Annotated in this window: 21 protein-coding genes; 16 read left to right on the top strand and 5 right to left on the bottom strand. The window is 36.9% G+C overall.

Annotated elements, in window-relative coordinates; genetic code table 11:
- Window positions 1-383: 383 nt before the first annotated feature.
- On the bottom strand, window positions 384-2,258 hold the full coding sequence (gene mnmG, locus DI076_RS13740) for a tRNA uridine-5-carboxymethylaminomethyl(34) synthesis enzyme MnmG (RefSeq protein ID WP_108960362.1): 1,875 nt from the start codon (window positions 2,256-2,258) through the stop codon (window positions 384-386).
- 168 nt (window positions 2,259-2,426) lie between these two features.
- Here mnmG and DI076_RS13735 point away from each other — a divergent pair, with 168 nt between their 5' ends.
- The 10 genes from DI076_RS13735 (at window position 2,427) to DI076_RS13690 (ending at window position 14,592) form a co-directional block, all read left to right on the top strand.
- Window positions 2,427-3,350 carry a branched-chain amino acid transaminase gene (locus DI076_RS13735; protein WP_108960361.1) on the top strand — a complete coding sequence of 308 codons (924 nt, stop codon included), beginning with the start codon at window positions 2,427-2,429 and terminating at the stop codon, window positions 3,348-3,350.
- A 6-nt stretch (window positions 3,351-3,356) separates the two neighbouring features.
- The gene (locus DI076_RS13730) at window positions 3,357-4,289 is read left to right on the top strand and encodes a DNA polymerase III delta subunit-related protein (RefSeq protein ID WP_108960360.1); all 933 of its coding nucleotides are present in this window, start codon (window positions 3,357-3,359) and stop codon (window positions 4,287-4,289) included.
- A 217-nt stretch (window positions 4,290-4,506) separates the two neighbouring features.
- On the top strand, window positions 4,507-5,832 hold the full coding sequence (dnaA, locus tag DI076_RS13725) for a chromosomal replication initiator protein DnaA (RefSeq protein WP_108960359.1): 1,326 nt from the start codon (window positions 4,507-4,509) through the stop codon (window positions 5,830-5,832).
- A gap of 246 nt (window positions 5,833-6,078) precedes the next feature.
- On the top strand, window positions 6,079-7,197 hold the full coding sequence (gene dnaN, locus DI076_RS13720) for a DNA polymerase III subunit beta (RefSeq protein WP_108960358.1): 1,119 nt from the start codon (window positions 6,079-6,081) through the stop codon (window positions 7,195-7,197).
- On the top strand, window positions 7,197-8,300 hold the full coding sequence (recF, locus tag DI076_RS13715) for a DNA replication/repair protein RecF (protein ID WP_108960357.1): 1,104 nt from the start codon (window positions 7,197-7,199) through the stop codon (window positions 8,298-8,300). The genes dnaN and recF overlap by 1 nt, the downstream gene beginning before the upstream one ends.
- A complete protein-coding gene (locus DI076_RS13710; protein WP_108960356.1) occupies window positions 8,297-8,620 on the top strand; it encodes a DciA family protein in 324 nt (107 codons plus the stop codon). Before recF ends, DI076_RS13710 begins: the two co-directional genes overlap by 4 nt.
- A gap of 78 nt (window positions 8,621-8,698) precedes the next feature.
- On the top strand, window positions 8,699-10,618 hold the full coding sequence (gyrB, locus tag DI076_RS13705) for a DNA topoisomerase (ATP-hydrolyzing) subunit B (protein ID WP_108960355.1): 1,920 nt from the start codon (window positions 8,699-8,701) through the stop codon (window positions 10,616-10,618).
- A 19-nt stretch (window positions 10,619-10,637) separates the two neighbouring features.
- The gene (gene gyrA, locus DI076_RS13700; RefSeq protein WP_108960354.1) at window positions 10,638-13,169 is read left to right on the top strand and encodes a DNA gyrase subunit A; all 2,532 of its coding nucleotides are present in this window, start codon (window positions 10,638-10,640) and stop codon (window positions 13,167-13,169) included.
- A 15-nt stretch (window positions 13,170-13,184) separates the two neighbouring features.
- Complete coding sequence (locus tag DI076_RS13695; RefSeq protein ID WP_108960353.1) at window positions 13,185-14,198, top strand: tRNA dihydrouridine synthase; 1,014 nt, start codon at window positions 13,185-13,187, stop codon at window positions 14,196-14,198.
- A 10-nt stretch (window positions 14,199-14,208) separates the two neighbouring features.
- Window positions 14,209-14,592, top strand: a complete 384-nt coding sequence (locus DI076_RS13690) for a PilZ domain-containing protein (protein WP_100716261.1) — start codon at window positions 14,209-14,211, stop codon at window positions 14,590-14,592.
- 122 nt (window positions 14,593-14,714) lie between these two features.
- On the opposite strand, the gene DI076_RS13685 is transcribed toward DI076_RS13690, so the two are convergent.
- Entirely contained in the window at window positions 14,715-15,296 is a 582-nt protein-coding gene (locus DI076_RS13685; protein ID WP_100716127.1) for a lipoprotein LipL21, read from the bottom strand.
- 129 nt (window positions 15,297-15,425) lie between these two features.
- Between DI076_RS13685 and DI076_RS13680 the strand changes: the two genes are divergently transcribed.
- The gene (locus DI076_RS13680) at window positions 15,426-17,003 is read left to right on the top strand and encodes an LIC10012 family protein (protein WP_108960352.1); all 1,578 of its coding nucleotides are present in this window, start codon (window positions 15,426-15,428) and stop codon (window positions 17,001-17,003) included.
- Window positions 16,984-17,871 carry a helix-turn-helix domain-containing protein gene (locus DI076_RS13675; protein WP_108960351.1) on the top strand — a complete coding sequence of 296 codons (888 nt, stop codon included), beginning with the start codon at window positions 16,984-16,986 and terminating at the stop codon, window positions 17,869-17,871. The genes DI076_RS13680 and DI076_RS13675 overlap by 20 nt, the downstream gene beginning before the upstream one ends.
- On the opposite strand, the gene holA is transcribed toward DI076_RS13675, so the two are convergent.
- A complete protein-coding gene (holA, locus tag DI076_RS13670; protein WP_108960350.1) occupies window positions 17,850-18,959 on the bottom strand; it encodes a DNA polymerase III subunit delta in 1,110 nt (369 codons plus the stop codon). The genes DI076_RS13675 and holA overlap by 22 nt on opposite strands.
- A 51-nt stretch (window positions 18,960-19,010) precedes the next feature.
- On the opposite strand from holA, the gene DI076_RS13665 reads away from it, so the two are divergent.
- The gene (locus DI076_RS13665; protein WP_100725605.1) at window positions 19,011-19,241 is read left to right on the top strand and encodes a hypothetical protein; all 231 of its coding nucleotides are present in this window, start codon (window positions 19,011-19,013) and stop codon (window positions 19,239-19,241) included.
- Here the strand turns inward: DI076_RS13665 and DI076_RS13660 are convergent.
- Window positions 19,225-19,800, bottom strand: coding sequence for a Maf family protein (locus DI076_RS13660; protein WP_108960349.1), 576 nt, complete (start codon window positions 19,798-19,800; stop codon window positions 19,225-19,227). The two genes, DI076_RS13665 and DI076_RS13660, sit on opposite strands and share 17 nt — an antisense overlap.
- 39 nt (window positions 19,801-19,839) lie before the next feature.
- On the opposite strand from DI076_RS13660, the gene DI076_RS13655 reads away from it, so the two are divergent.
- The 3 genes from DI076_RS13655 to DI076_RS13645 are packed head-to-tail and all read left to right on the top strand — an operon-like array spanning window position 19,840 to window position 21,460.
- Window positions 19,840-20,082 carry a hypothetical protein gene (locus DI076_RS13655; protein WP_108960348.1) on the top strand — a complete coding sequence of 81 codons (243 nt, stop codon included), beginning with the start codon at window positions 19,840-19,842 and terminating at the stop codon, window positions 20,080-20,082.
- Window positions 20,079-20,816, top strand: a complete 738-nt coding sequence (locus tag DI076_RS13650) for an SDR family NAD(P)-dependent oxidoreductase (RefSeq protein ID WP_108960347.1) — start codon at window positions 20,079-20,081, stop codon at window positions 20,814-20,816. Before DI076_RS13655 ends, DI076_RS13650 begins: the two co-directional genes overlap by 4 nt.
- Before the next feature lie 11 nt (window positions 20,817-20,827).
- On the top strand, window positions 20,828-21,460 hold the full coding sequence (locus DI076_RS13645; protein WP_108960346.1) for an L-threonylcarbamoyladenylate synthase: 633 nt from the start codon (window positions 20,828-20,830) through the stop codon (window positions 21,458-21,460).
- Here DI076_RS13645 and DI076_RS13640 read toward each other — a convergent pair.
- Window positions 21,452-22,456: a CapA family protein gene (locus DI076_RS13640; protein ID WP_108960345.1), complete on the bottom strand. Its 1,005-nt coding sequence runs from the start codon at window positions 22,454-22,456 to the stop codon at window positions 21,452-21,454. The two genes, DI076_RS13645 and DI076_RS13640, sit on opposite strands and share 9 nt — an antisense overlap.
- Window positions 22,457-22,504 lie beyond the last annotated feature (48 nt).

The following is a 22,504-nucleotide window of genomic DNA, read 5'->3' as shown; positions in this document are numbered from 1 at the left end:
CAAATGGAACAGTTTTCGAAAACAATTCATCTCTTGTTGTCCTGTCTAACACCTTGCTTTCATCTTCAAAGAATCCATTTTAAAATTTAAAATATAAATTCAATTGATTCTGAATCATCCAACCCGGAGTCACAGCAAAGTTTACTTTTGTAATTATCTGTTCTCTTTGATTACACATCGAAAAGGAGAGGCTTGCTTATTCTTAATCTTAAAAACAATTCTGCATCTCCTTTGATCAAAACTGCTCTTGATGATTACGTTTTCTTAAAACTCTAGTGAGTCCCTTTAGGCATAAAAAAACCAAGAAGGGAAATCTCCTTGGTTTAGAATCAACGCTCGTTTCGTAAAAGATGAGCCGATTGGATGAAAAAGATTCCTCTCGTTTATCTTCGATCGACCAAATGATAAAGAAGTAAATCCACATCGGATGGATCAACACCTGAAATATGTAACGCCGTTTCTAAATTGAGTGGCCGATGTTTTTCCAATTTCACAATCGCTTCTGTCTTCAAACCTTTTACACTTGCATAATCAAAGTCGGTTGGAATTTGAAAGTTTAAAAACTTCTTACGGTACTCAATCGTTTCCAGTTCACGTTTTAAATACCCTTCATACTTAACTTCCATCTCCAACACCGCTTTCTCATCTTCATTCAAAATCGAAAGTTCAGAAACAATTGGTTCAATGTCTTTAATTTTGATATCCGAACGTTTCAAAAAAGAAGCAAGAGAATGGCCAAATTTATAATTTGTAATTTGCTTTTCTTCCAGTACCTTCGTCAGTTCTTCCGATGGTTTCATTGCGGAAACAAAAAGGTGTGATTTGATCTTTTCGATTCTTGCATACCGATCTTTCATCTCGTTGAACAAAGACTCATCTACAAGACCCATCTCATATCCGTATTGCATGAGTCTTTGGTCCGCGTTGTCTTGTCTGAGTAGTAGACGATATTCGGCTCGGCTTGTGAACATACGATAGGGATCTTCCACACCTTTATAGACAAGATCATCCACAAGTACTCCAATATAGGATTCACTTCGTTTGAATACAATGGGTTCTTCTTTTCGCACAGAGCGAATCACATTATAAGCTGCAACGAGTCCTTGAGCCGCCGCTTCTTCATAACCAGTGGTCCCATTGATCTGGCCTGCATGATAAAGACCTTTTACCTTTTTTGTTTCGAGAGTTGGATTGAGTTCAGTTGGATCTACATAATCATATTCAATGGCATAACCAGGTCTCATGAGTTCTACTTCTTCTAAACCTTTGATGCTTCGTAAAAACTTCCATTGCACTTCTTCTGGTAAACTTGTCGAGACACCATTGAGATACATCTCATTGGTTTCATAACCTTCTGGTTCGATAAAGATTTGGTGTCGGTCTCTCTCGGCAAAACGAACCACCTTATCTTCAATCGAAGGACAATATCTTGGGCCGACACTTTTGATCTGACCCGAGTACATCGGTGAGTATTCTAAGTTTTGTTTGATCAGTTCATGAGTGGTGTCGTTTGTGTAAGTGATGTAACAAGGAATTTGTCTGCGATCAATCTTCTTAGTGGAGAAAGAAAACGGACGTGGGTTTTCATCACCGTCTTGGATTTCAAGTCCATCCAAGTTGATGGAGTTTTTATGAACACGAGCTGGGGTTCCTGTTTTCAAGCGACCTAGTCGCAATTCAAATCGTGCCAGTGTGTGAGACAAACCTTTGGTGGTTGGTTCGCCTATCCTTCCTGATTCTTTTTGGTAAGTTCCAATGTGAATCACACTTGATAAGAAAGTTCCCGTGGTTAAGATCACATGGTTTGTATAGAACGTAAACCCACGACCTGTGATGACACCAGTCACTTGGTTTCCTTCTACAATTAAATCTTCTACCGTGTCTTGCCTGATGGAGAGGTGTTTTAATTTTTCCAATTGGTGTTTCACCATCAGTTGGTATTGTTTTTTCTCTGCTTGTGCACGTGGTGCCCACACAGAAGGACCTTTTGAAGTGTTTAACATTTTAAATTGAATCCCAGTTTGATCGATCACCCGACCCATAAGACCACCAAGGGCATCCACTTCTCGCACCATATGGCCTTTGGCAATTCCGCCGATCGCAGGATTACAACTCATCTGCCCAATGGTATCTAAGTTCATTGTGATGAGTAAAGTTTTGAGGCCTGCTTTGGCTGAGATATAAGCGGCTTCGGTTCCGGCGTGACCGGCACCTACAACGATACAATCAAATTGGTTGGGATAAAAGGAAGGATTCATATTATGTCTTCTTAGTGTAACGATTCTTATGTCTTATGAAAAATAAGGAGAGTTCAGACTACTCTCTAGAACGATATCAAAATCATCTGCGTATGCTTCGAGAGAAAAAAAGATAAAATTCATTTTCTAATTTTGAAACTCCTGAAGATTGGAAGGATAGGAATCTCAATGGCTCAGAATTCATTTCCATACACATACTTTGAAGGCAAAATTGTTCCGTCAGAAGACGCAAAAATAAGTGTCCAAACCCACGCTCTCCAATATGGCACTGGTGTCTTTGGTGGGATCAGAGGTTACTATAACGAAGCAATAAAAAATCTTTATGTGTTTCGGTTACCAGAACATTGCAAACGACTTGTGAACTCCACAAAGATCATGCAACTTCAAATCAAAATCACACCTGAAGAAATCCAATCTATCATCTTGGAGCTTCTCAGAAAAAATGAAGCCAAACAAAATGTTTACTTACGTCCTTTCATTTATACTTCAGCATTACAACTTTCACCACGGTTCCACGACGTTAAAGCAGACATCACAGTATATGCTTTAAAACTTGATGACTACTTAGATACACAAAATGGACTCACAACAATGGTGTCCTCTTGGCAACGATTCTCAGACAACCAAATCCCAACTTTATCCAAAGTAAGTGGTGGGTATGTAAACTCTGCGTTAGCTAAATCAGAAGCAGTTCAAAATGGAATGGATGAAGCAATCTTTCTTGATGCAAGAGGTTTTGTATCAGAGGGTTCTGCCGAAAATTTATTCATCGTTCGTGATGGTGTGATCCATACTCCAACGATTCCTTCTTCTATTCTTGAAGGGATCACACGACGAAGTATCATTCAAATCGCAAAAGATTTGGGATACCAAGTCATCGAACGTGACATCGCAAGATCTGAACTTTATATTGCTGACGAATTGTTTTTCTCAGGAACGGGAGTGCAAGTGGCTTGGGTAAAGGAAGTGGACAGACGTGTGATCGGAAATGGAAACATAGGACCAATCACTAAAAAAATCCAATCCATCTTTTTTGAAACCGTACGTGGTGAACAACCAAGTTACATGAATTGGCTGACTCCGGTGTATTAAGAAAAAATGGCTGATGCATTGTTTTCATTTGAGCAGGTGTCAGGCCAAGACGTTGCACTGACATATATAGAATCTTTTTTAAAAGACCGTTCCAAAATACCAGGTTCCATTATCTTTCACGGACCTGATGGTGTAGGGAAGTGGCTTGCAGCAGAAAGATTCGCAAGGCAAATCCTTTGTTTAGAAGGAACCTCTTGTGGGATTTGTGATTCCTGTAGGCAATTTATGAGAGGTGTTCATCCCGATTACATTCAATTTCCTCGTCGAAAAAATATTGCGATCGGAAAAGAAAAGGACCCAGAAGAGTTTACGATTCGTTGGTTACTATCCGCAAGAATTCCTTATAAACCACATACATCCGATTATCGAATTGTTTTATTTCCAGAAGCCAATCGGATCAACAATGAAGCAGAAACAACTTTATTAAAAACGTTAGAAGAACCACCACCTCATACAAAATTCATTCTCATAGTCAATGACCTTCACAATTTAAAACAGACGATTGTATCTCGTTCGGTTTGTATTCCGTTTCATTACCTACCACAAGAAGAGATTAAAAAAATCAGAAGGAATGAAATCGCGGAATCAAAATTGTATTATGGTGGATCCCTCAATCCGTTTGAAATTGCGGATGAATTTTTAGAAGAGTGGCATGAGAACGTAAGAGAACATTGCCATGATTCCATTCTATTATTTAAATTGGAAAATTGGATAAGAGACCAATTAGGTGAGTTTCGTTCGAATAAAGAAGGTCTCACTGGAATTGATTTTTTAGAAATGATTTGTTTGTTATTACTCTATGAATACAGACAAAAAAACTTTGAAGCCAATATCGGAAGAATCGAAGCCATCCTCGATTTCAAATTGAAACTCCATTATGAAATTCCTGCATTAGAATATGTTCTATTATCACAACTATTCTTACGACTTGCAACTTAATCGAATTTAAATGGAATGAATGCACCTTCTATCTGAAGGAATAAAGAACACCTAACGCATAACATGTGGTGAAATTCTGTCAAATAGAATAAGGGACATAATTTTTTTATTCGGTTCTACTATTTTTAACAGTTTGGAACGTTTCCCGATTTTTCATTTGAATTCTGCCTACTTGCTAAAAGTATAGTACCCGATTTCACATTTAGGGCGGAGAAACTTGGACAAACGTTGGGAAGAAATTTTAGAAGAAATATCGAAACAGATACCTCCCAAGTACTTTTCCAATTTCATTGCACCACTTCGATTTGACAAATGGGAGAACCAAGTGGTTCACTTAACTGCCCCATCGAGTGGAATCAAACGCCATGTGGAAACAAAATATGTGAGTTTCATTGAAGACGCTGTCTACCAAGTCGTTGGAGATAAATTTAAAGTAACCATTCTTACAGAATCAGAAACATCTTCGCATGTTTTAAAAGAAGTCATCCAATCCAAATTTGATGATTCTGACTCGGATTTAAATCCTGAGTATATTTTTAACAATTATATCACTTCAGATTCCAACCGGATTGCTTTCACTGCCGCAAAAAGTGTAGTGGAACAACCTGGAAAATACAACCCTCTGTATTTGTTTGGACCAGTTGGTGTTGGTAAAACACATTTACTCCACGCAATTGGAAATGAAATCAAAAAGAAGGATCCATGGAAAACAGTTAGGTACGTAAATAGTACCTCGTTTTTGAATGAATTCATTTTTACTGTCAGACAAAACAATCGAGAATCTTTGGAATCGTTTAAGATTCGTTACCAGTCATATAATGTTTTGCTTTTTGATGACATTCAGTTTTTGAATGGAGGAGCAGAAAAAACCCAAGAAGAGTTTTTTGCCCTCTTTAATTTTTTATATGATCGTAAACGACAAATTGTCATCGCATCAGACCGACCTAGTTACGAACTTCCTCTCCATGAAAGGCTCAAATCTCGATTTGTGCATGGATTACAAGCCGACATCAAATCACATGATTTGGAACTTCGAAAGTCATTATTAAAATCTAATTTTTCTGAATACAATATTCCTGCTAGTGACGGACTACTCCATTGGCTCGCCGAACGTTTAGAAGGTGATTCCCGTGCCCTGATTGGAATTGTAAATGATTTGGTGATGTACAAAAAAGCGTATGAGTATTTTTTACTCACCGAAGACAAAATCAAAGAAATTGCCGAAGCTCGTTTTCTCACGAATAAAAAACGAATTGGATTTAGTCCGGATATGGTCATCGATTTAGTATGTGAAAGGACAAATATAGCAAGAAAGGATTTACTCGGGAAAAGTAGAAAAGCTGACTTCATTCCGCCACGCCATCTTTGTATGCTCCTCCTTCACGATGTTTTAAATGTACCAAAAGCCCAAATTGGTCGGATTTTTTCGACTACCCATTCGACAGTCATTCATGGGATCGATAAATTCAAAGAACGAAAGGCATCTGAGCCTCTTTGGGAAGATCTCTTTCAGACCATCAAACACAAGATTAGCTTCCAATAAACTGTGACTAATAACGCGATAGCCTGTCGATAAACTGTCGATAGGACATAGTTAGGAGTTATGGTTCCAACTTTCTCCGATAAACTGTTCAAAGGGACATAAATATTCACACTTGCCAAATGGAAAAAAACTGACATAATTCAATAAAAATTGAACTTTCCAGGCTTTATCGACATACTGACAGAACCAACGGAAACGACATAATATATATAAAGATATATAATATAATTAAGAAAAAGAGGAAAAATGAAATTCACTGTCAATACTACAGAATTCCTAAAAGCAATTAACTCAGTGGATGGAGTGATCTCAGTTCGAGAGATCAAGTCTGCTCTCTCCAATTTAAAAATCCAAACTGGGGACAACGAAGTGTATTTATCTGCGACGGATTTAGAGATCGCAATCAAAACTTCAGTTCCATCAACCATTGGAGAAAAGGGAACTGCATCCCTTCCAGCAAAACAACTTTCTAGTATTTTTAAAAATTTAAACTTTGATACAAGTTTACTCACAACCACAGAGCAGTCTGAAAGTTCAGAAACCACTATCACAGATGCTTCTGGAAAAATGGATACAAAGTTCAAAGTGAACGGAATAGATTCAGAAGATATCAAAACCATTCCGAAAGTAGAAGACTCAAGTGTGGTTGAATTCCCTTGTCAAACGATTCGAGAAATGTTTCGTAAAACTTCTTATGCAATGGCAATTGAAGAAACACGTTTTGTATTCAATGGATTATTTTTAAAACCGGATAACACTGATCTCATTGTTGTAGGAACAGATGGTAGACGTTTGTCTAAAATTGTTCGCAAGTTTCCAAAACAATTTCCATTCAAAAATGGTGTGATCATTCCTCATAAAGCAGTTCGTGAAATGCTTAAAATGATGGAAGGAAAAGAAACAGCAAAGATTGGTTTTGTGGAAGAACAAATTTATGTTTCGTCTGGAAACGTAGAACTCCTTTTCAAACTGATTGATGGAAACTTCCCTGATTACGAACAAGTGATTCCAAAACAAACAACGGAATCGGTTCGTGTTGTGAAAGCTGACTTTTTAACCTTCTTGAAACAAGCATTGATCTCTGCAGAAGAACCATCCAAACAAATTCGTTTGGCATTCACAAAAGGAAATGTCAACATCAGCTCTTCCAATCCAGGAACCATGATGTTTGATCACAATATGCCAATTGAATACAATGGTGAAGCCATCACTATTGCGTTCAAAGGGGATTATTTAAGTGATGTGGTAAAAGCAGTAGATGACCCTGAAGTAATATTGGAATTCACAACGTCCAGTGCTCCTGTGTTGTTTAAGGATCCTTCTGACAGTGACTTTGTTTCTGTCATCATGCCAATGAAACTTTAATGTTTCTTAAGAAAATCTACATTAAGAATTTTCGTAACCACGAAGAAACACAACTTACCTTTCGATCTCGTCTTGTCTTCTTCATTGGAAACAATGGAGAAGGCAAAACAAACTTACTAGAATCCATATCTCTCTTATCTTACTTAAAGAGTTTTCGTGAATCAGACCAAAACCAACTCTTACGTTGGGATACATCTGACACATTCATCCGCGCTGAATTTGAATCAGAAGGGAATGATTATCTTTTTGAATATGGAATTGAACATTCCCATACGAAACGAAAAAAACTAAAAGTGAATGGAGAAGAGTTCAAAAAAATCTCCGACTATGTAGGATACTTTCGTTCAATTGTAATGAGCCCACCTGATATACTCATCATAGAAGATGGTAATGTAGAAAGGCGCAGATTTTTAGACGCTTTCATCTCTTCGACAAATCGTTATTATTTAAAACAACTCATTGAATATGATCGATTGGTAAAACAACGAAATGCTGCTTTAAAAAAAGAGAATGCGAGTGATCGTGAAATTGGAATTTGGGATGAACCGATCATCGAACATGACTCGGAAATTCGTGAAATTCGAACGAAAACCATCGAAACTTTAGCAGGTTACTTCCATCAAAATCTTTTACAACTAAGTTCCGGAAAAGATCCATTTTATCTTACCTATAAACCAAATGTAACTTCCAAGGAAGAACATAGACAGAAACTATTCGATAACTTAAGAAAAGACAAAGCCATTGGTTACACAAGTTGTGGAAACCACCGTGATACTTTACCGATAGGATTTGATGATAAAGATTTAAGTGGTTTTGGATCCCAAGGTCAAAAACGAAGTGCAGTCATTGCTTTAAAGACTGCCTGTTTCCAAATGATTCGTGATACTACTGGTGAAGCACCCGTTCTTCTCATAGATGATATCATTAGGGAACTCGATGTGAAAAGAAGGGAATACTTTGTAAATTTGATTTCAGAATGTGGACAGGCATTTTTTACCACCACAGATTTAGAAGGAATCAATGAATATGTTGGAAACCTAACAGTTGATAAAGAAATATACCAAATCGAATCGGGTAAAGTGAAGGAGCTCACTGGAATATGAAAAAAGTAGAACTCTCTGAGCTCTTCCAAAGTCTCGAAAAACTAGGTCTCGATAGGGAATCCGTTTTCCAAGACCAAATCCTCAAAAAACTTCGATTACAATGGAACGACATTGTAGGAGAAGTTTTTGGCAAACAGAGTTATCCTAAATCCATTGATGGAAAAAAACTGACAGTTGTTTGTCGTCACTCGATGGTGTCACAAGAATTGGAGTTCCAAAAATCGGATCTTTTACAAAAAATCAATCGAATCACAAGCCCAGTTTTATTGGAAAAAATCCACTTTAAAACAGGAAATGAATTCCAAAATCCAAGGTCTTAAACCTACCAATTCCCCCCGATTTCACTTGCCCTTCGAGAGTGTTTCTAGGATACTTCCTATAGGGTATCTTAAAATTCTATGTCCAACCAAACCGATCAAAACGCCTATTCAGCCTCAAAAATCAAGATCCTAGAGGGTCTAGAGGCGGTCCGGAAACGCCCCGGAATGTATATCGGAACCCAAGATGAGTCGGGCCTCCATAAGATGGTGTATGAGGTCGTAGACAACTCTGTCGACGAAGCAATGGCTGGCCATTGTACTGAAATTGACGTTCGTATTTTACCAGAAAATATCATAGAAGTCCGAGACAATGGACGAGGGATTCCAACTGGGATCCACCCTGACAAAGGTAAGTCAACCATTGAAGTGGTTCTTACTATCCTTCACGCTGGTGGTAAGTTTGAAAACGATGCTTACAAAGTTTCAGGTGGATTACACGGGGTTGGGGTTTCTGTTGTAAACGCACTCTCTACCTATTTGGAAGTGGAAGTTCACCAAGAGGGAAAACTCCATTACCAAAAATACCAAACAGGTGTTCCTATCGAAGATGTAAAAATCATAGGTGAAACTACACACCGTGGAACAGTTGTTCGTTTTAAACCAGATGATACCATTTTTACCACTGTAGATTTTTCCTTTGATACTCTTTCTGCAAGGTTTAGAGAAATTGCTTTTTTAAACAAAGGACTTCTCATTCGCATAGAAGACCAAAGAAAAGAAGAAATCGCAAAACACGAATTTAAGTTTGATGGTGGAATTGTTTCCTTTGTGGAATACATTACAGAATCCAAACACCCGCTACATAAAGTATTACACTTTGTTGGGGAAAAAGAAAATGTTTGGGCAGAAATCGCTCTTCAATATTGCGACACGTATAGCGAAAATATTTTTTGTTTTACGAATGCCATTAACAACAACTTAGGTGGAACACACTTAGAAGGTTTCCGAACTGCTCTTACTAGAACCCTAAACGACCATCTTAAAAAAGACCAAACCTTATTCAAAAAACAACCTAATGGTTTACAAGGAGATGACATCAAAGAAGGAATCTGTGCAGTCATCTCCATTAAAATTCCGCAACCTCAGTTTAACTCTCAAACAAAAGAGAAGTTAGTGAATGCGGAAGTGAAAGGTCTAATGCAAACCATCACGGGAGAAGGACTCAATCGTTACTTTGAGGAAAATCCTGCCATCATCAAAAAGATTCTCGAAAAATGTATCTTAGCATCGAAAGCAAGAGAAGCTGCAAGACGAGCACGAGACCTCACTCGTCGTAAAACAGTATTAGAGGGTGGTGGCCTTCCAGGGAAACTTGCTGACTGTTCCGAAAAAGATCCCGAACACTGCGAACTTTTCCTTGTGGAGGGTGATTCTGCGGGTGGATCAGCCAAACAAGGACGAGATCGAAATACACAAGCGATCCTTCCTCTCAAAGGTAAAATTCTGAACGTAGAAAAAGCACGTTTGGATAAAATCCTTTCGAATGAAGAAATCCGGACATTAATTACTGTTATGGGAACCGGAATCGGTGATGATGAGTTTAATGTAGAGAAACTCCGATATCGAAAAATCATCATCATGACAGATGCCGACGTTGATGGTTCTCACATTCGAACTTTGTTATTAACGTTTTTCTTCCGTTATATGAAACCTATTATTGAACGTGGATCTCTCTATGTAGCACAACCACCTTTGTATCTATTGAAGTTTGGTAAAGAAGCGGTGTATGTATATTCAGACCGTGAAAAAGATGAAATCTTAAAAGCCAGACCAAATGATAAAGTTGTGATCCAACGGTACAAAGGACTTGGAGAGATGAACCCAGAACAACTTTGGGACACCACAATGGATCCTAAAGAAAGAGTCATGTTACAAGTAAAGTTACAAGACTTTGTGGAAGCAGAAGATACATTCAATATCCTTATGGGTGATGAAGTTTCACCTCGTCGTCGTTTCATTGAAGCGAACTCTTACAAAGTAGCAAATTTAGATCTTTAATCGGAATTAGGAAAATCAAATGACCGAACAAAACGGCCAAGAAAACGAATCAAACAAAACCTTAGCACTCAATTTATCCGGTAGACCAGACGTAGCCGGTGCCTTAAAAGCTGGAGTCAGGGTCATTCCGGTAGAAATCGAAGACCAAATGAAGGAAGCTTACCTTGATTATGCGATGAGTGTCATCGTAGGTCGAGCTTTACCAGATGTGCGCGATGGTTTAAAACCTGTGCATAGACGTGTTCTTCATGCGATGAATGAAAGGGCTTGGCGTTCTGATAGACCTTATGTAAAGTCAGCAAAAATTGTCGGGGAAGTGATTGGTAACTATCACCCTCACGGAGACTCCGCTGTTTACGAAACCATGGTTCGTATGGCACAAACCTTCTCCATGCGAGAAACTTTGATTGATGGTCAAGGGAACTTTGGATCTGTCGATGGCGATAATGCTGCTGCTTATCGTTATACAGAAGCACGACTCACGAAACTTGCTGAAGAATTACTCAAAGATATCGAAAAGAATACAGTGAGTTTTTCACCTAACTTCGATGATACGAGACAACAACCAGACGTTCTACCGGCAAATTTTCCTAATATTTTAGTCAATGGATCTACGGGTATTGCTGTGGGGATGGCAACCAATATCCCACCACATAACCTGAAAGAGGCTGTAAACGCAGTGATTGCGATGATCCAAAATCCAGATATCACTCTACCTGAGCTCATGAAGATTTTACCGGGCCCTGATTTCCCAACAGGTGGTATCATCATTGGCGGAGAAGGTTTGTACCAAGCCTATGCAACGGGTAAAGGTTCCATTCGCATTCGTTCCAAAGTCGAGATCATTGAAAATAACAAAGGTCGCGAAATCATCGTCATTCATGAAATTCCCTATCAGGTAAATAAGAAGAACCTGCTTGAAAAAATCGGTGATCTTGTGAATGAAAAGCTGATCGAAGGGATTTCTGAAATTTTAGACCTTTCTGATCGAAAGGGGATTCGTGTCGAAATTCATGTTAAAAAAGACGCAAACGCACAAGTAATCCTAAACCAATTATTTAAGTTAACACAACTCCAAGTGAGTTATGGAATCACGATGCTTGCGATTTTGGACAATCGTCCCAAAATTTTCTCTTTAAAAGAGATTCTTAAATCATATGCTGAACATAGACGCGAAGTTGTTGTTAGGCGAACTGAATTTGATTTAGACAAAGCACAAAAAAGAGCACACATCTTAGAAGGACTCAGGATCGCTTTAGAAAATATCGATGAAGTAATTCGTATCATTCGTGCGTCTAAAGATGTAAGAGAAGCTCAAAGTTCCCTCATGGCTACGTTTGCTTTATCTGAATTACAAGCTGATGCCATTTTAGAGATGCGACTTCAAAGACTAACTTCTTTAGAAGTCCAAAAAATCATTGATGAATTAGAACAAGTGAGACTTCTCATTGCAGATCTTGAAGACATTTTAGCAAAACCAGATAGAGTAAAATCAATCATATGTGATGAACTTGGAAAAGTATCACAATCCTTTGGCAACACTCGCTCAACAGAAATCAGTTTAGAGTCTTTGGAATCTTCTACTTTTAATGCAGAAGATTTGATTGCAGATGAAGAAGTGGTTGTCCAACTTTCCGAAGATATGTTCATCAAACGCCTTCCGATGGATACATTCCGCCGTCAAAAACGAGGTGGCAAAGGTGTCCAAGGTATCTCTACCAAAAGGGAAGACTTTGTTAAAAAACTAAGTAGTGCGATGACTCATGATAATCTGATGTTATTTTCCAATAAGGGAAGGGCATTTCTACTAAAAGTCTATGAACTACCAATTGGTTCAAAAGAAGCTCGTGGAAAATCATTAAAGGCTGTGATCAACCTTAATGATGATGAAACGATTACTTCGTTATTTACCTTCAGAAACTTTGATGACTCGTATCTACTCATGGTAACCAAAGAAGGATTTGTGAAAAAAATTCAATTGGATGAATTCACAAATACTAAAAAATCAGGGATCATTGCGATTGGACTTCGAGATGGTGACGAACTCATTGATGTGATCGCCAATCCAAATAATTACGATGTGTTTATAGGTAGTAAAAATGGACTCGCAATTCGAATGAATTTAAATGAACTCAGGTCCCAAGGAAGAACAGCATCTGGTGTTACAGCTATGAAGTTGGAAGATGATGATGCCATTGCAGGAATTACAAAGGTGGAACCTAACACCCATTTATTTTGTATTTCAGAAAATGGATTTGGAAAACGAACTGACTTCGAAGAATTCTCTACCAAAGGCCGCGGTGGAAAAGGTATGACTTACCTCAAAATTGGCGAAAAAAATGGAAGGGCTGTTGGTATCTCTTCAGTAAAAGAAGAAGATGAATTACTTGTGATCACGCAATCAGGCATGGCGATACGTGTCGAAGTGAAAACAATTTCCATGGTAGGTAGGTCTGCTATGGGAGTGAAGGTTGTTAATACCAAGGATGAAGATTTTGTTAAAGATTTTGCGGTTGTTCGCGAAACGGATTCGGACCAAGCGGAATCGTAATTAGGAATTTGTAATATGGTAAAGATTGGGAATGTAACAATCGAAGGTGATGTAGCTTTATCACCAATGGCTGGCATTTCCGATAGCCCTTACCGACAAATCACAAGAAGGTTTGGTTCTGCGTTTTCTTACACAGAGTTTGTATCAACAGAACAAATTAAAATAGGAAATGTAAAGTCTTTGGATATGTTTCGATACCAAGAAATGGAACGGCCTCTTGTTTTCCAAATTTTCGGTTCTGATCTAGATACTGTTGTTTATGCTTCGGAGATTGCAGCCGAACGAAAACCAGATATCATCGATTTAAACATGGGATGTTCTGTAGCAAAAGTATCACATAATGGATCTGGTGCTGGTCTTTTGAAAAATGTTCGTTTAGCGGGAAATATGATCGAAGGGATTCGAAAAAGAACAAGTTTGCCTGTTACTGCAAAAATTCGATTGGGCTGGGATTCTAATTCTTTGAATTATCTAGAAACAGTCAAAGTATTAGAAGATTCAGGAGTTTCTGCTATCTCTGTTCATGGTAGGACAAAGGTCATGGCATATACTGGTTTGGCAGATTGGAATGCCATTGGTGAAATCAAATCACGTACCAATGTACCAATTTATGGAAATGGGGATGTGAAATCATATGCGGAAGCAATTGAAAAAAAGAAACAGTATGGTGTTGATTTAGTTCTCATTGGTAGAAAAGCAATTGGAAATCCTTGGGTCTTTGGCAACACTCCAAAAGAATTGGTACAATGGAATGAGATTCAATCAGTAATACTTGAACACCTCGATTTGATGTTGGACTTTTATCCATCAAATGATGATTATGCGCTGGTTTTATTTAGAAAACATTTCATTAAATATATAGAAAATACAGGATTCCCGGAAGACACAAAAAGAGAACTGCTAACAGTTACTTCCGTGGATGAATTTAAAAATAGATTAGAATCCGTTCAAATGGACTCAAAATTTTTGGAAACAAGCGAAATCAAAAACGAGAGTATAAACTGCGAAACGTTTGTAAGTCTTGTATAAGGAACCTGAAATGGCTGATTCAAAACAATCGATATTCTCCGATAGTTACAGTAAATATGGCGGAGCAAAACAAAAAAGAAAAGATGCTCGTGTGAAATTAGATGTTCCATGCACTGTTGAGTTGGTAAAAACAAAGTCAGGCCCAGTGACTGGACACCTTTCTGATTTGGGGACAGGTGGACTTGCTTTTCAAACAACAGCAATTTTTTATGAAGGTGACCAAGTCAAAATTCAATTTTCACTTAACCAAAACCCATTAGAAATTTTAGGAACCGTTCACAGAACCGCAGGGAAAACAACTTCTGTCATCTTTAAGCCACTTGCTGCTTCAGAACACAAAGTTGTACAAGAGTTTATCCATAAACATTACTTTGATCCAAAAGTGAAAAAATAAAATAGAAGATATGTTTACCTGCTTGTCCAAAAAATTCCATTTCCACGGAATTCATTTGGATCAGGGCAAAAAAAAAGCCTCCCACAAAGGAGGCTTTTTCGTAACAAAGGGCTATTGTCAGGTTACTGAGCAGCAGTTGCTTTTGCTTCGAGAGCTTTTTGTCCACCTGCATATCTGAGGTAACCAACACACTGACATTCTTCCCAAGTCTCAGGCTCACCTACGTTCGCGCAGATTCCTGTTTCATTGTTTAGAGAGCAGCAGTCATAAACTCCAACACCTTTGATAATACCTTTTGATTCAGATACGATTACAGAACCAGTAGATTGACCATCGGACACACCAGAAGCTTGTTCTAAGTATTCACCTAGGATTTTTTTCAAACCATCACCAGCAACTTGTAAACGAGCTGCTTCACGGCAAGTGGATTGTTTCATCGCTACTGAATTCGCTTTGATTGCTTTGTCAGATGCACGTGCAGAAAATTTCATGTAAAGATAATCGAACTCTTTTTCTTTTCCTTTGCAGTACTCAGCAGGGCTTTGACCACGTTTTGCAGCCGCCGCGTCTGGGGCACAAGCCCAACCTTCAAAAATCCAACCATTTTTACCTACGGTCGTAGCGTCTCTTCTGCCTCCATCATTGGATCCGCAAGATACAACAAATGCGATTAGAGAGGCACATACGATAAGTGATTTCTTCATAAAGAATCTACTCCTTTTCCGAAGAATTTGATCTGATTCATAACACTTGTCAATCTTTTATCAAAGAAAACGAATTTCGCTTGTAGGATAAAGATTTACATTTTCTCACAATAGACCAATTCTAATTTTATGTCTCGATTCCTATCTTTGCATGTTATTGCATCGTTGCTTATTTTTTTTGCGTTCTTCCCTAAAAATGTTTATGCGAAAGAAATTTCTATCCTACCTGCTTATATTTCGGGAGAAGTACCACCTGTTCTCGGGTCAAAAAAAGAGGCTGGTTTTGAATTGTCCCGCCTTTCGCGACATTATCTAAAACGAAATTTTTTTACTGAAATCACTGACCCAAAACTAATAGAAAATTATCTGAATGAAACCGAATGGAATGAAGAAGCGGATCTGAAAGATGAGGATTTTAATTCCTATTGTAACGAATGGGATTCTCATTTTGTAGTCCAGGATCAGATTGACTTTGGTAATCCGATCTTAGTTAAAACGGTCATTTTCAACTGTAAAAATCTATCAAAACAAATCATCCAATCTAAATTAATTTCGAATTTTGTTATGGCGTATGAAAAACATAATGAGAAAAGTTTTCGATTTTTACCTCCTCGTTATTATGAGAAAAAAAGTAAAAACCCGGTCTATTACGAAATCAATTTATTCATCGATGTCCATTCTTCATACGCCTATTATAAAAAAGACATAGTGAAAAGTTTAAACTCGATGTATGACCAAGATGGTTTGTACTTAGGTGTTACTTTAGTCAAAAAAGATAAGACTCTTACCATACCTCCTACAAAAGAACATGCTGAAATTAAAAAAATTATGGAAGAAACAGGGTGGCAAGGATCAAACCAATCTGAATCTGTTTTAGGAGCGTTACAAGGTTTAAAAGGAAAGTTTTCTACTGGCAAAAAAGAATCTAGAAAATTGTTCCTATTACTTTCTTCTAGTGTAAAAGACAAATCTGGTTCTATCATTATGGCTCTCAATGATCTCCGTCATATGGAAATCGAACCAATCATCTTAATTCCGAATCATTCAGATCTTTCGACCATTCGTGAATTGCAGAGAATAGGGAAAGCAAGTAATTCCAGAGTCGTTGGTATTACCGATTACCAAAAAATTGGAACGCAAGATGGATACGAATACTTATACTTAAACCAATTTAATGTATATTCATCTCAAGAAGAGTTACAGTTTCCATTCCAATGGAACCAAAACAATATCAAAAAATATGATGCATCTCTTGTAAGAGCAGCAGTGGATGTAGTCTCACCGTATAATCTTTATATGGCGTATGAAAAAATCAGTGAAAAACGAGTATTGGAAAAGGAAGAAATTAAAACTGATTTAGAAGCCATATTGAGAACCGAATCAAACTCTGAATTGTTAGAAAAAGATAGATTCCAAACGGTACTTGTTGAGTCAAAAGGAGAAGCCATTTGGATCCAACTACCTTATGATGTGCAAGTATCAAAGGGAAAGGAATACCTAATCCAAACAACTTTTGTATTGGATCCATTATCAACTTGGGGGATTAAAAATGTCCCAGCGGAAACGAACTTATTGAAAACAAATTACTCTTATCCGAAAACATTGATGGTAAAACCTTCTCAGGCTAAAAAGTTTTTAGATGTAAATAAAATTAGAGAATTTAATGGATATCTGCAAGGAACAGTGAGTGTCATTAAGAAAAGATAAGGCCAATCTTGAGTGGATTACGAAAGGTTCTGACATTGAAAAAATCAAAAAACAATGGTTAGAAATTTCTAACTCCACATTGCCAATCTTAATCGTTGGGGACCGTGGAATTGGTAAATCATTCTGGATCCAAAGAAGTTTAGAAAAAAGAAATATTCCAGATTCTTCTATCATTTCATTTGATTTTTCCTATTTGTTTTCCTTTGAAGGAAACTTAGATAAAATAAAGTCATCGAAACAAAGTGTAACTGTGATTCTAGATTGGATAACAAAAGCCAAAAAAGAAGAGATTATATTGTTACAACAGTGGTGGAAGGAAGAAAAATATAACGAAAAATCAAAAGTATATTTGTATTGGGAAATTCATTCGGAAGAAATGGAAATCCTAAATCAAAAGAATATTCATTCCGATTTTTATGAACAGTTTAAATCATTTCGTTTTGAATTGCCTAATTTAAAAAAAAGAATATCGGAACTGCCACTATTCGTGTATGAGTTTTTGGCTGAAGCGAATCAAAGTCTCAATAAGAAAATTTCAACATTGGATGAAGATTTTTATACTTTTTTCAAGAACAAAATCTTTAGCCGTAATTATACGGAATTAAAGGAACTCATTTTTGCTTTGGTTGGTTTTTCTTCTGGAAAACAACTTCATTGGAAACAAATTCCACCTCACTTTTTTGAAAATTCATTATCTGAATTGAATATCTTACCGGGCATCAGTCTGGAGCAATATGAAAAGGAAATCATTAGGGCAAACTTAATTTATACAAAAGGTAACCGAGAAAAGGCTGCCAAACTATTGGGAATTTCTGAGCGTAACTTGTATCGAAAATTACATGAATTTCAATTGGAAGATTTATCTTGAAGGAGAGAAAACAAATGCATGATTTTTTGAATGAAGTAGTTTTTACCTTCTTCATCTCTTAAACCTGATTTAAATTTTATATTCATCTCAATTACAATATCATAAAATTGGTCTAATAATTTATCTGTAAAATTAGCAGAGTCTGTTACCAATTGACGCCTTACGAAATTTTTTCTCGCCTCCGAAAAACTAGCAGTTTTTAAAAGTTCATCCATTATAGGAATTGGTACTTCACCATTATGCCTTGAACGAATCACTTTAATTTTTCGGATTTCATCCAACTTATATGTAAGCCTTGTTAAAAAGTTTAATATTTCAGAATTTTGATCACTGAATTTTGTGAACTCTTTAAAAAAATCGACCTTCCGTTTTTGGATCAAAGACTCAACTAATACATTGGTATTCAATTCATTTTGACTGAATAACACTGTGTTCACATCATCGATTGTAAATTTTGAACGATGTAAATACTGTTTTAATTTTTTTACACTTTTGATGTAAGCTCCAACGTTTGCCGGAATTCTATGTATAAATTCCTCACTTGCATTTTGTTCAAAATGAACCTGCTCTTGATCACATACTTCCTTAAAAATTTTTGGATAATCATTTGGGTATAGGATTTTTGCTTTAAAAAAACTTAAAGTTCCTTGGAACAAATCAATTAAACTCTTAGGGACATCCTTTCCATCATAATGGATAAGGGTGTAAATTTCATCGGAAACCGAAGTGATATTTTTTCGAAAACCAGATGCAAAGTCTTTCCACTCATTGGTTGTTTTGGTTTCTAATATCGGTTTAAAGAGTGCAGTGGCGTTTTTGATGATGATCAGCTTTCTTGGGTAAAACATATCGGGTGTGAAAAGTTCAGCAAATAATTTGGCCTGTTCACCCGATTCAGATACAATCAAAATGACTTCAAAATCACCCAAAGTTTTTTGCAGAGTTTCCCTGTAGTGATCCACAATCAGTTCAAACTCATAAGAATCCTCGCCTGCATAAGCGAAGAATTGAGGAATTTGAGCTCCAGGAGTCTTAAATAATTGGAAAAGGGAGTTATATTCTCTTGCTTGGGATTTTTTTGTTTCCATTTTCTTGAATCTGGTCTAATCTAACAACAGGACTAAGGCGATAATCATAGTATGGAAATCTCAAGTAATGTGGCAAGAGTTTCAGGATTAGGAGAACCGTATATGTATGTTTCTCCTACATACAATACGCAAGCAGTGGAACAGGTGGAAGCGATCCAATCGCGTTCCTACCAGCCAAAATTCCCTAGTTCCGAAACCAAAAATCAAGCTCAGGAAATCCAATCCACTCCAGAAGCAAAAGCCAGTTACAAACCTGGAAACCTAGTCAATCTTTACGCATAAACCCATCTTCCCACGAACGGATCCATAGTTCGTGGCGCGCCAAAAAACTTCGGAAAGGAAATCCTAACACGTTGAGATAAGACCCTTTCCACATTTTGACGGGTCCATTTTTGTCCTGAATTCCGTAAGACCCAGCTTTATCAAATGGGTTGTATTCTTTAATATAAGTTTGAATTTCCGAGTCATTCCAATCCTTAAATTGGATTAATGTCTCTTCGTAAAAAAAATCAGAACCAGAACCATTTCTAAGAACAGCACCCGAAAATACGGAATGTTCTTTTCCTGAGAGGTATTTAAGAATTCGAAACGCATCTACTTCATCCACAGGTTTGTGGAGAATCTCGTTTTTATGGACAACGATTGTATCACATGCCAAATAAAGGTTGTATGGTTCAAATAGGTCACCCAGTTTTGAGTGAACCATTCGTTCTAAATATTCAAGTGGATTTTCGTTTTTATATTGAGATTCGTCTATGTGTTCGGGTTGGATGAGGAATAAAAAACCCAAATCTGACAGGATTTGTTTTCTTCTGGGAGATGCTGATTTTAAAACAAACAATTTCTTGCTATTCCTTAAGGGATATTGTTTACTTAGTCCATGGTGAGTCCAAGATTTTTTACACTTCTTATATGGGCATTCGTTTTAGTGGTTGGTTGTAAACGGGGTTATTCAGAAGACATTCAAGATTGTAATCCCATTGCAGATTATTATGAAAAAGGAACCCATTATATACGAAGGGATTTAGTAAAAGATGATAATACACTAGACTACAAAAAATTAATGGAAGATACAAAGCCACAAGCTAGCGAATGTTATCCTTCCAATCATGAGGTAAAATGAGTTTATTTGATGTAAAAGGTAAAACAATTTTAATTACAGGTGCAAGCCGAGGTATCGGTAAATCGTTAGCACTTGGGTTTCGTGATGCTGGAGCCATTGTCTATGGTGCAGGTTCCAAACCAGAATCAATCCATTGGATGGAAAAAGAAGGGATCCATGGTGTTGTCTTGGATGTAAGAAGTGAAGGTTCTGCTTACGAAGTGATAGGTCAAATTAAAGCTAAACATGGCCGATTAGATACTTTAATCAATAATGCAGGTATCGCAACAAATACACCCGCTTCAGGATTTAAAGAAGATGAATTACAAAACATAGTACAAACTAACTATGTTGGTGTTTTTCGAAATTGCCAAGCCTATTATAAACATCATAAAAAAGAAGGTGGAAATATCATAAATGTTGCATCTGTCTTAGGAATGGTAGGAAGTAAACTTGCTTCTGTTTATTCAGGAACAAAAGGAGCTGTTATCACATTATCAAAAGCACTTGCCATTGAATGGTGTAATAATGGATACCGAGTGAATGTGATATGCCCTGGACTAATCGATACTGATATGACCGATATGATTAAGGATAAAGAATTTATCATGAAACAAGTATTAGCTGGAATTCCAATGGGTAGACTAGGTAAACCTGAGGATATTTTGGGAGCTGCTATTTATCTAGCTTCAGACTCTTCTTCCTATATGACAGGACAGTGCATTGTCCTTGATGGTGGATTAACTGCTCAATAGCAGAAAGTAATATGATCATTTATCTCCATCCAGAAAATCCTGAAGTTCGAAAACTGAAACAAATTTCAGAAAGGTTAAAGGATGGAGCGATTTATATTTTCCCTACTGATACAGTTTATGCGATCATAGCCGATGCTCATTCAAAGACTGCAGTAGAAAAAATATATTCGATCAAAAAATTGCCAAAAGACAAACCGCTTTCCCTCTTATGCAAAGATATTTCAATGGCTTCTCATTTTATAGAATATTTGCCAAACTCTGCCTATCGCTTTATGAAACGTGTGACTCCTGGTCCATTTACATTCGTATTAAAAGCAAATAAAAACTTACCAAAACCATCAATTGCCCATCACAAAGATAAACAGATTGGTATTCGAATTCCAGATCATATTTATTTACAAGAGCTCTTAAAGATCCATGATTCACCTCTTACTTCCACCTCAGCTTTTAGTAATGATGAATTCATCATTGATATTGATGATTTAGATACAATCTATGGTAATCTCGTAGATGGAATTGTGGATGGAGGGATTGTAAAAACAGAATTATCTACCATGATTCAAATTAATGATGATTCAATAGAATTGATTCGAGCAGGTAAGGGCTTCGAAGAAATTGAAAACGAAATTCACAATTTAGAATGAAGTGATTCCCAATCCAGGAATTTTGCGAATGTGTGATTCAAAATCATACATCCTTTTCTCTAAATGTTTTGGCAATTTTGTTTGAAGTTCAGAATTTCTGTATTTGTTTATCGGAATGATTTTATAATCTCGTGGATTGACCCAAACAGGCTCACTTTCGAGATTGAGTATTCTTTTTTGATTTTGATCTCCAATTTCCAATACAAATGATAAAATTATACCTCCATCCGTATACTGCCTGTTCTGCGCTGAAATGAAGTTTCCTAAGGAATAGGCAATGAGTTTATTTTCATTCGTGTTAGGATCTTGATAAAAATCTATTTTCTGCACAACATGAGGATGGCCACCGATAATAACATCGGCTCCAGCATCCATTCCAATATTCACCCATTTTTGCTGAGAATGATTGGGAGATTCGTCATATTCATTTCCGTAATGATACCATAAGATAATAAAATTAACTCCTAGTTTTTTTGCGAACTTTACATCATTTCGAATTTGATCTTCATTTAGGATACGGACAATACGGCCATCACGAACAGGAATTCCATTTGTAGAATAGGTATAATTGTAAATTGCAATTTTTATTCCATTAACATCCTGAATCAAATCTTTTCGTTTCTGGAAATCTTCTAGAGAAACATAAGAACCGATTGGAATCATATTATACTCAGTTACTTTCTGGATTGTGGTGTCGATTCCGTAAGATCCTTTATCAGCAGAGTGGTTATTTGCAGTTGATAAAATATCAAAACCAGCATTCTTTAAGCCATTCAAATATCCAACAGGAGTTCCAAATCTTGGATAACCTGAATATTCATTTGTTTTTTCCGTAATGGTAGTTTCTAGATTACCTAATGTTAGATTTGCATTTTGTAAAGATTCTGCAACATATTCGAAACTTTTAAAGGAATCATATGTTTTTGTTTTCACATCAAGATAAGAAGTGATCTGAGAAGAATGGCACATTAGATCACCGACAAATTTAATTCTCACTTGCCGAATGGGCGTAAAATCTGGAAGAGTGTAGCAAGAAAGGAATGA

It is taken from the genome of Leptospira ellinghausenii (assembly GCF_003114815.1).
GTDB classification, from domain to species: Bacteria; Spirochaetota; Leptospiria; order Leptospirales; family Leptospiraceae; genus Leptospira_A; species Leptospira_A ellinghausenii.
The sequence above is the reverse complement of the archived record's forward strand: the minus strand, read 5'-3'. Positions and strand labels throughout refer to the sequence as shown.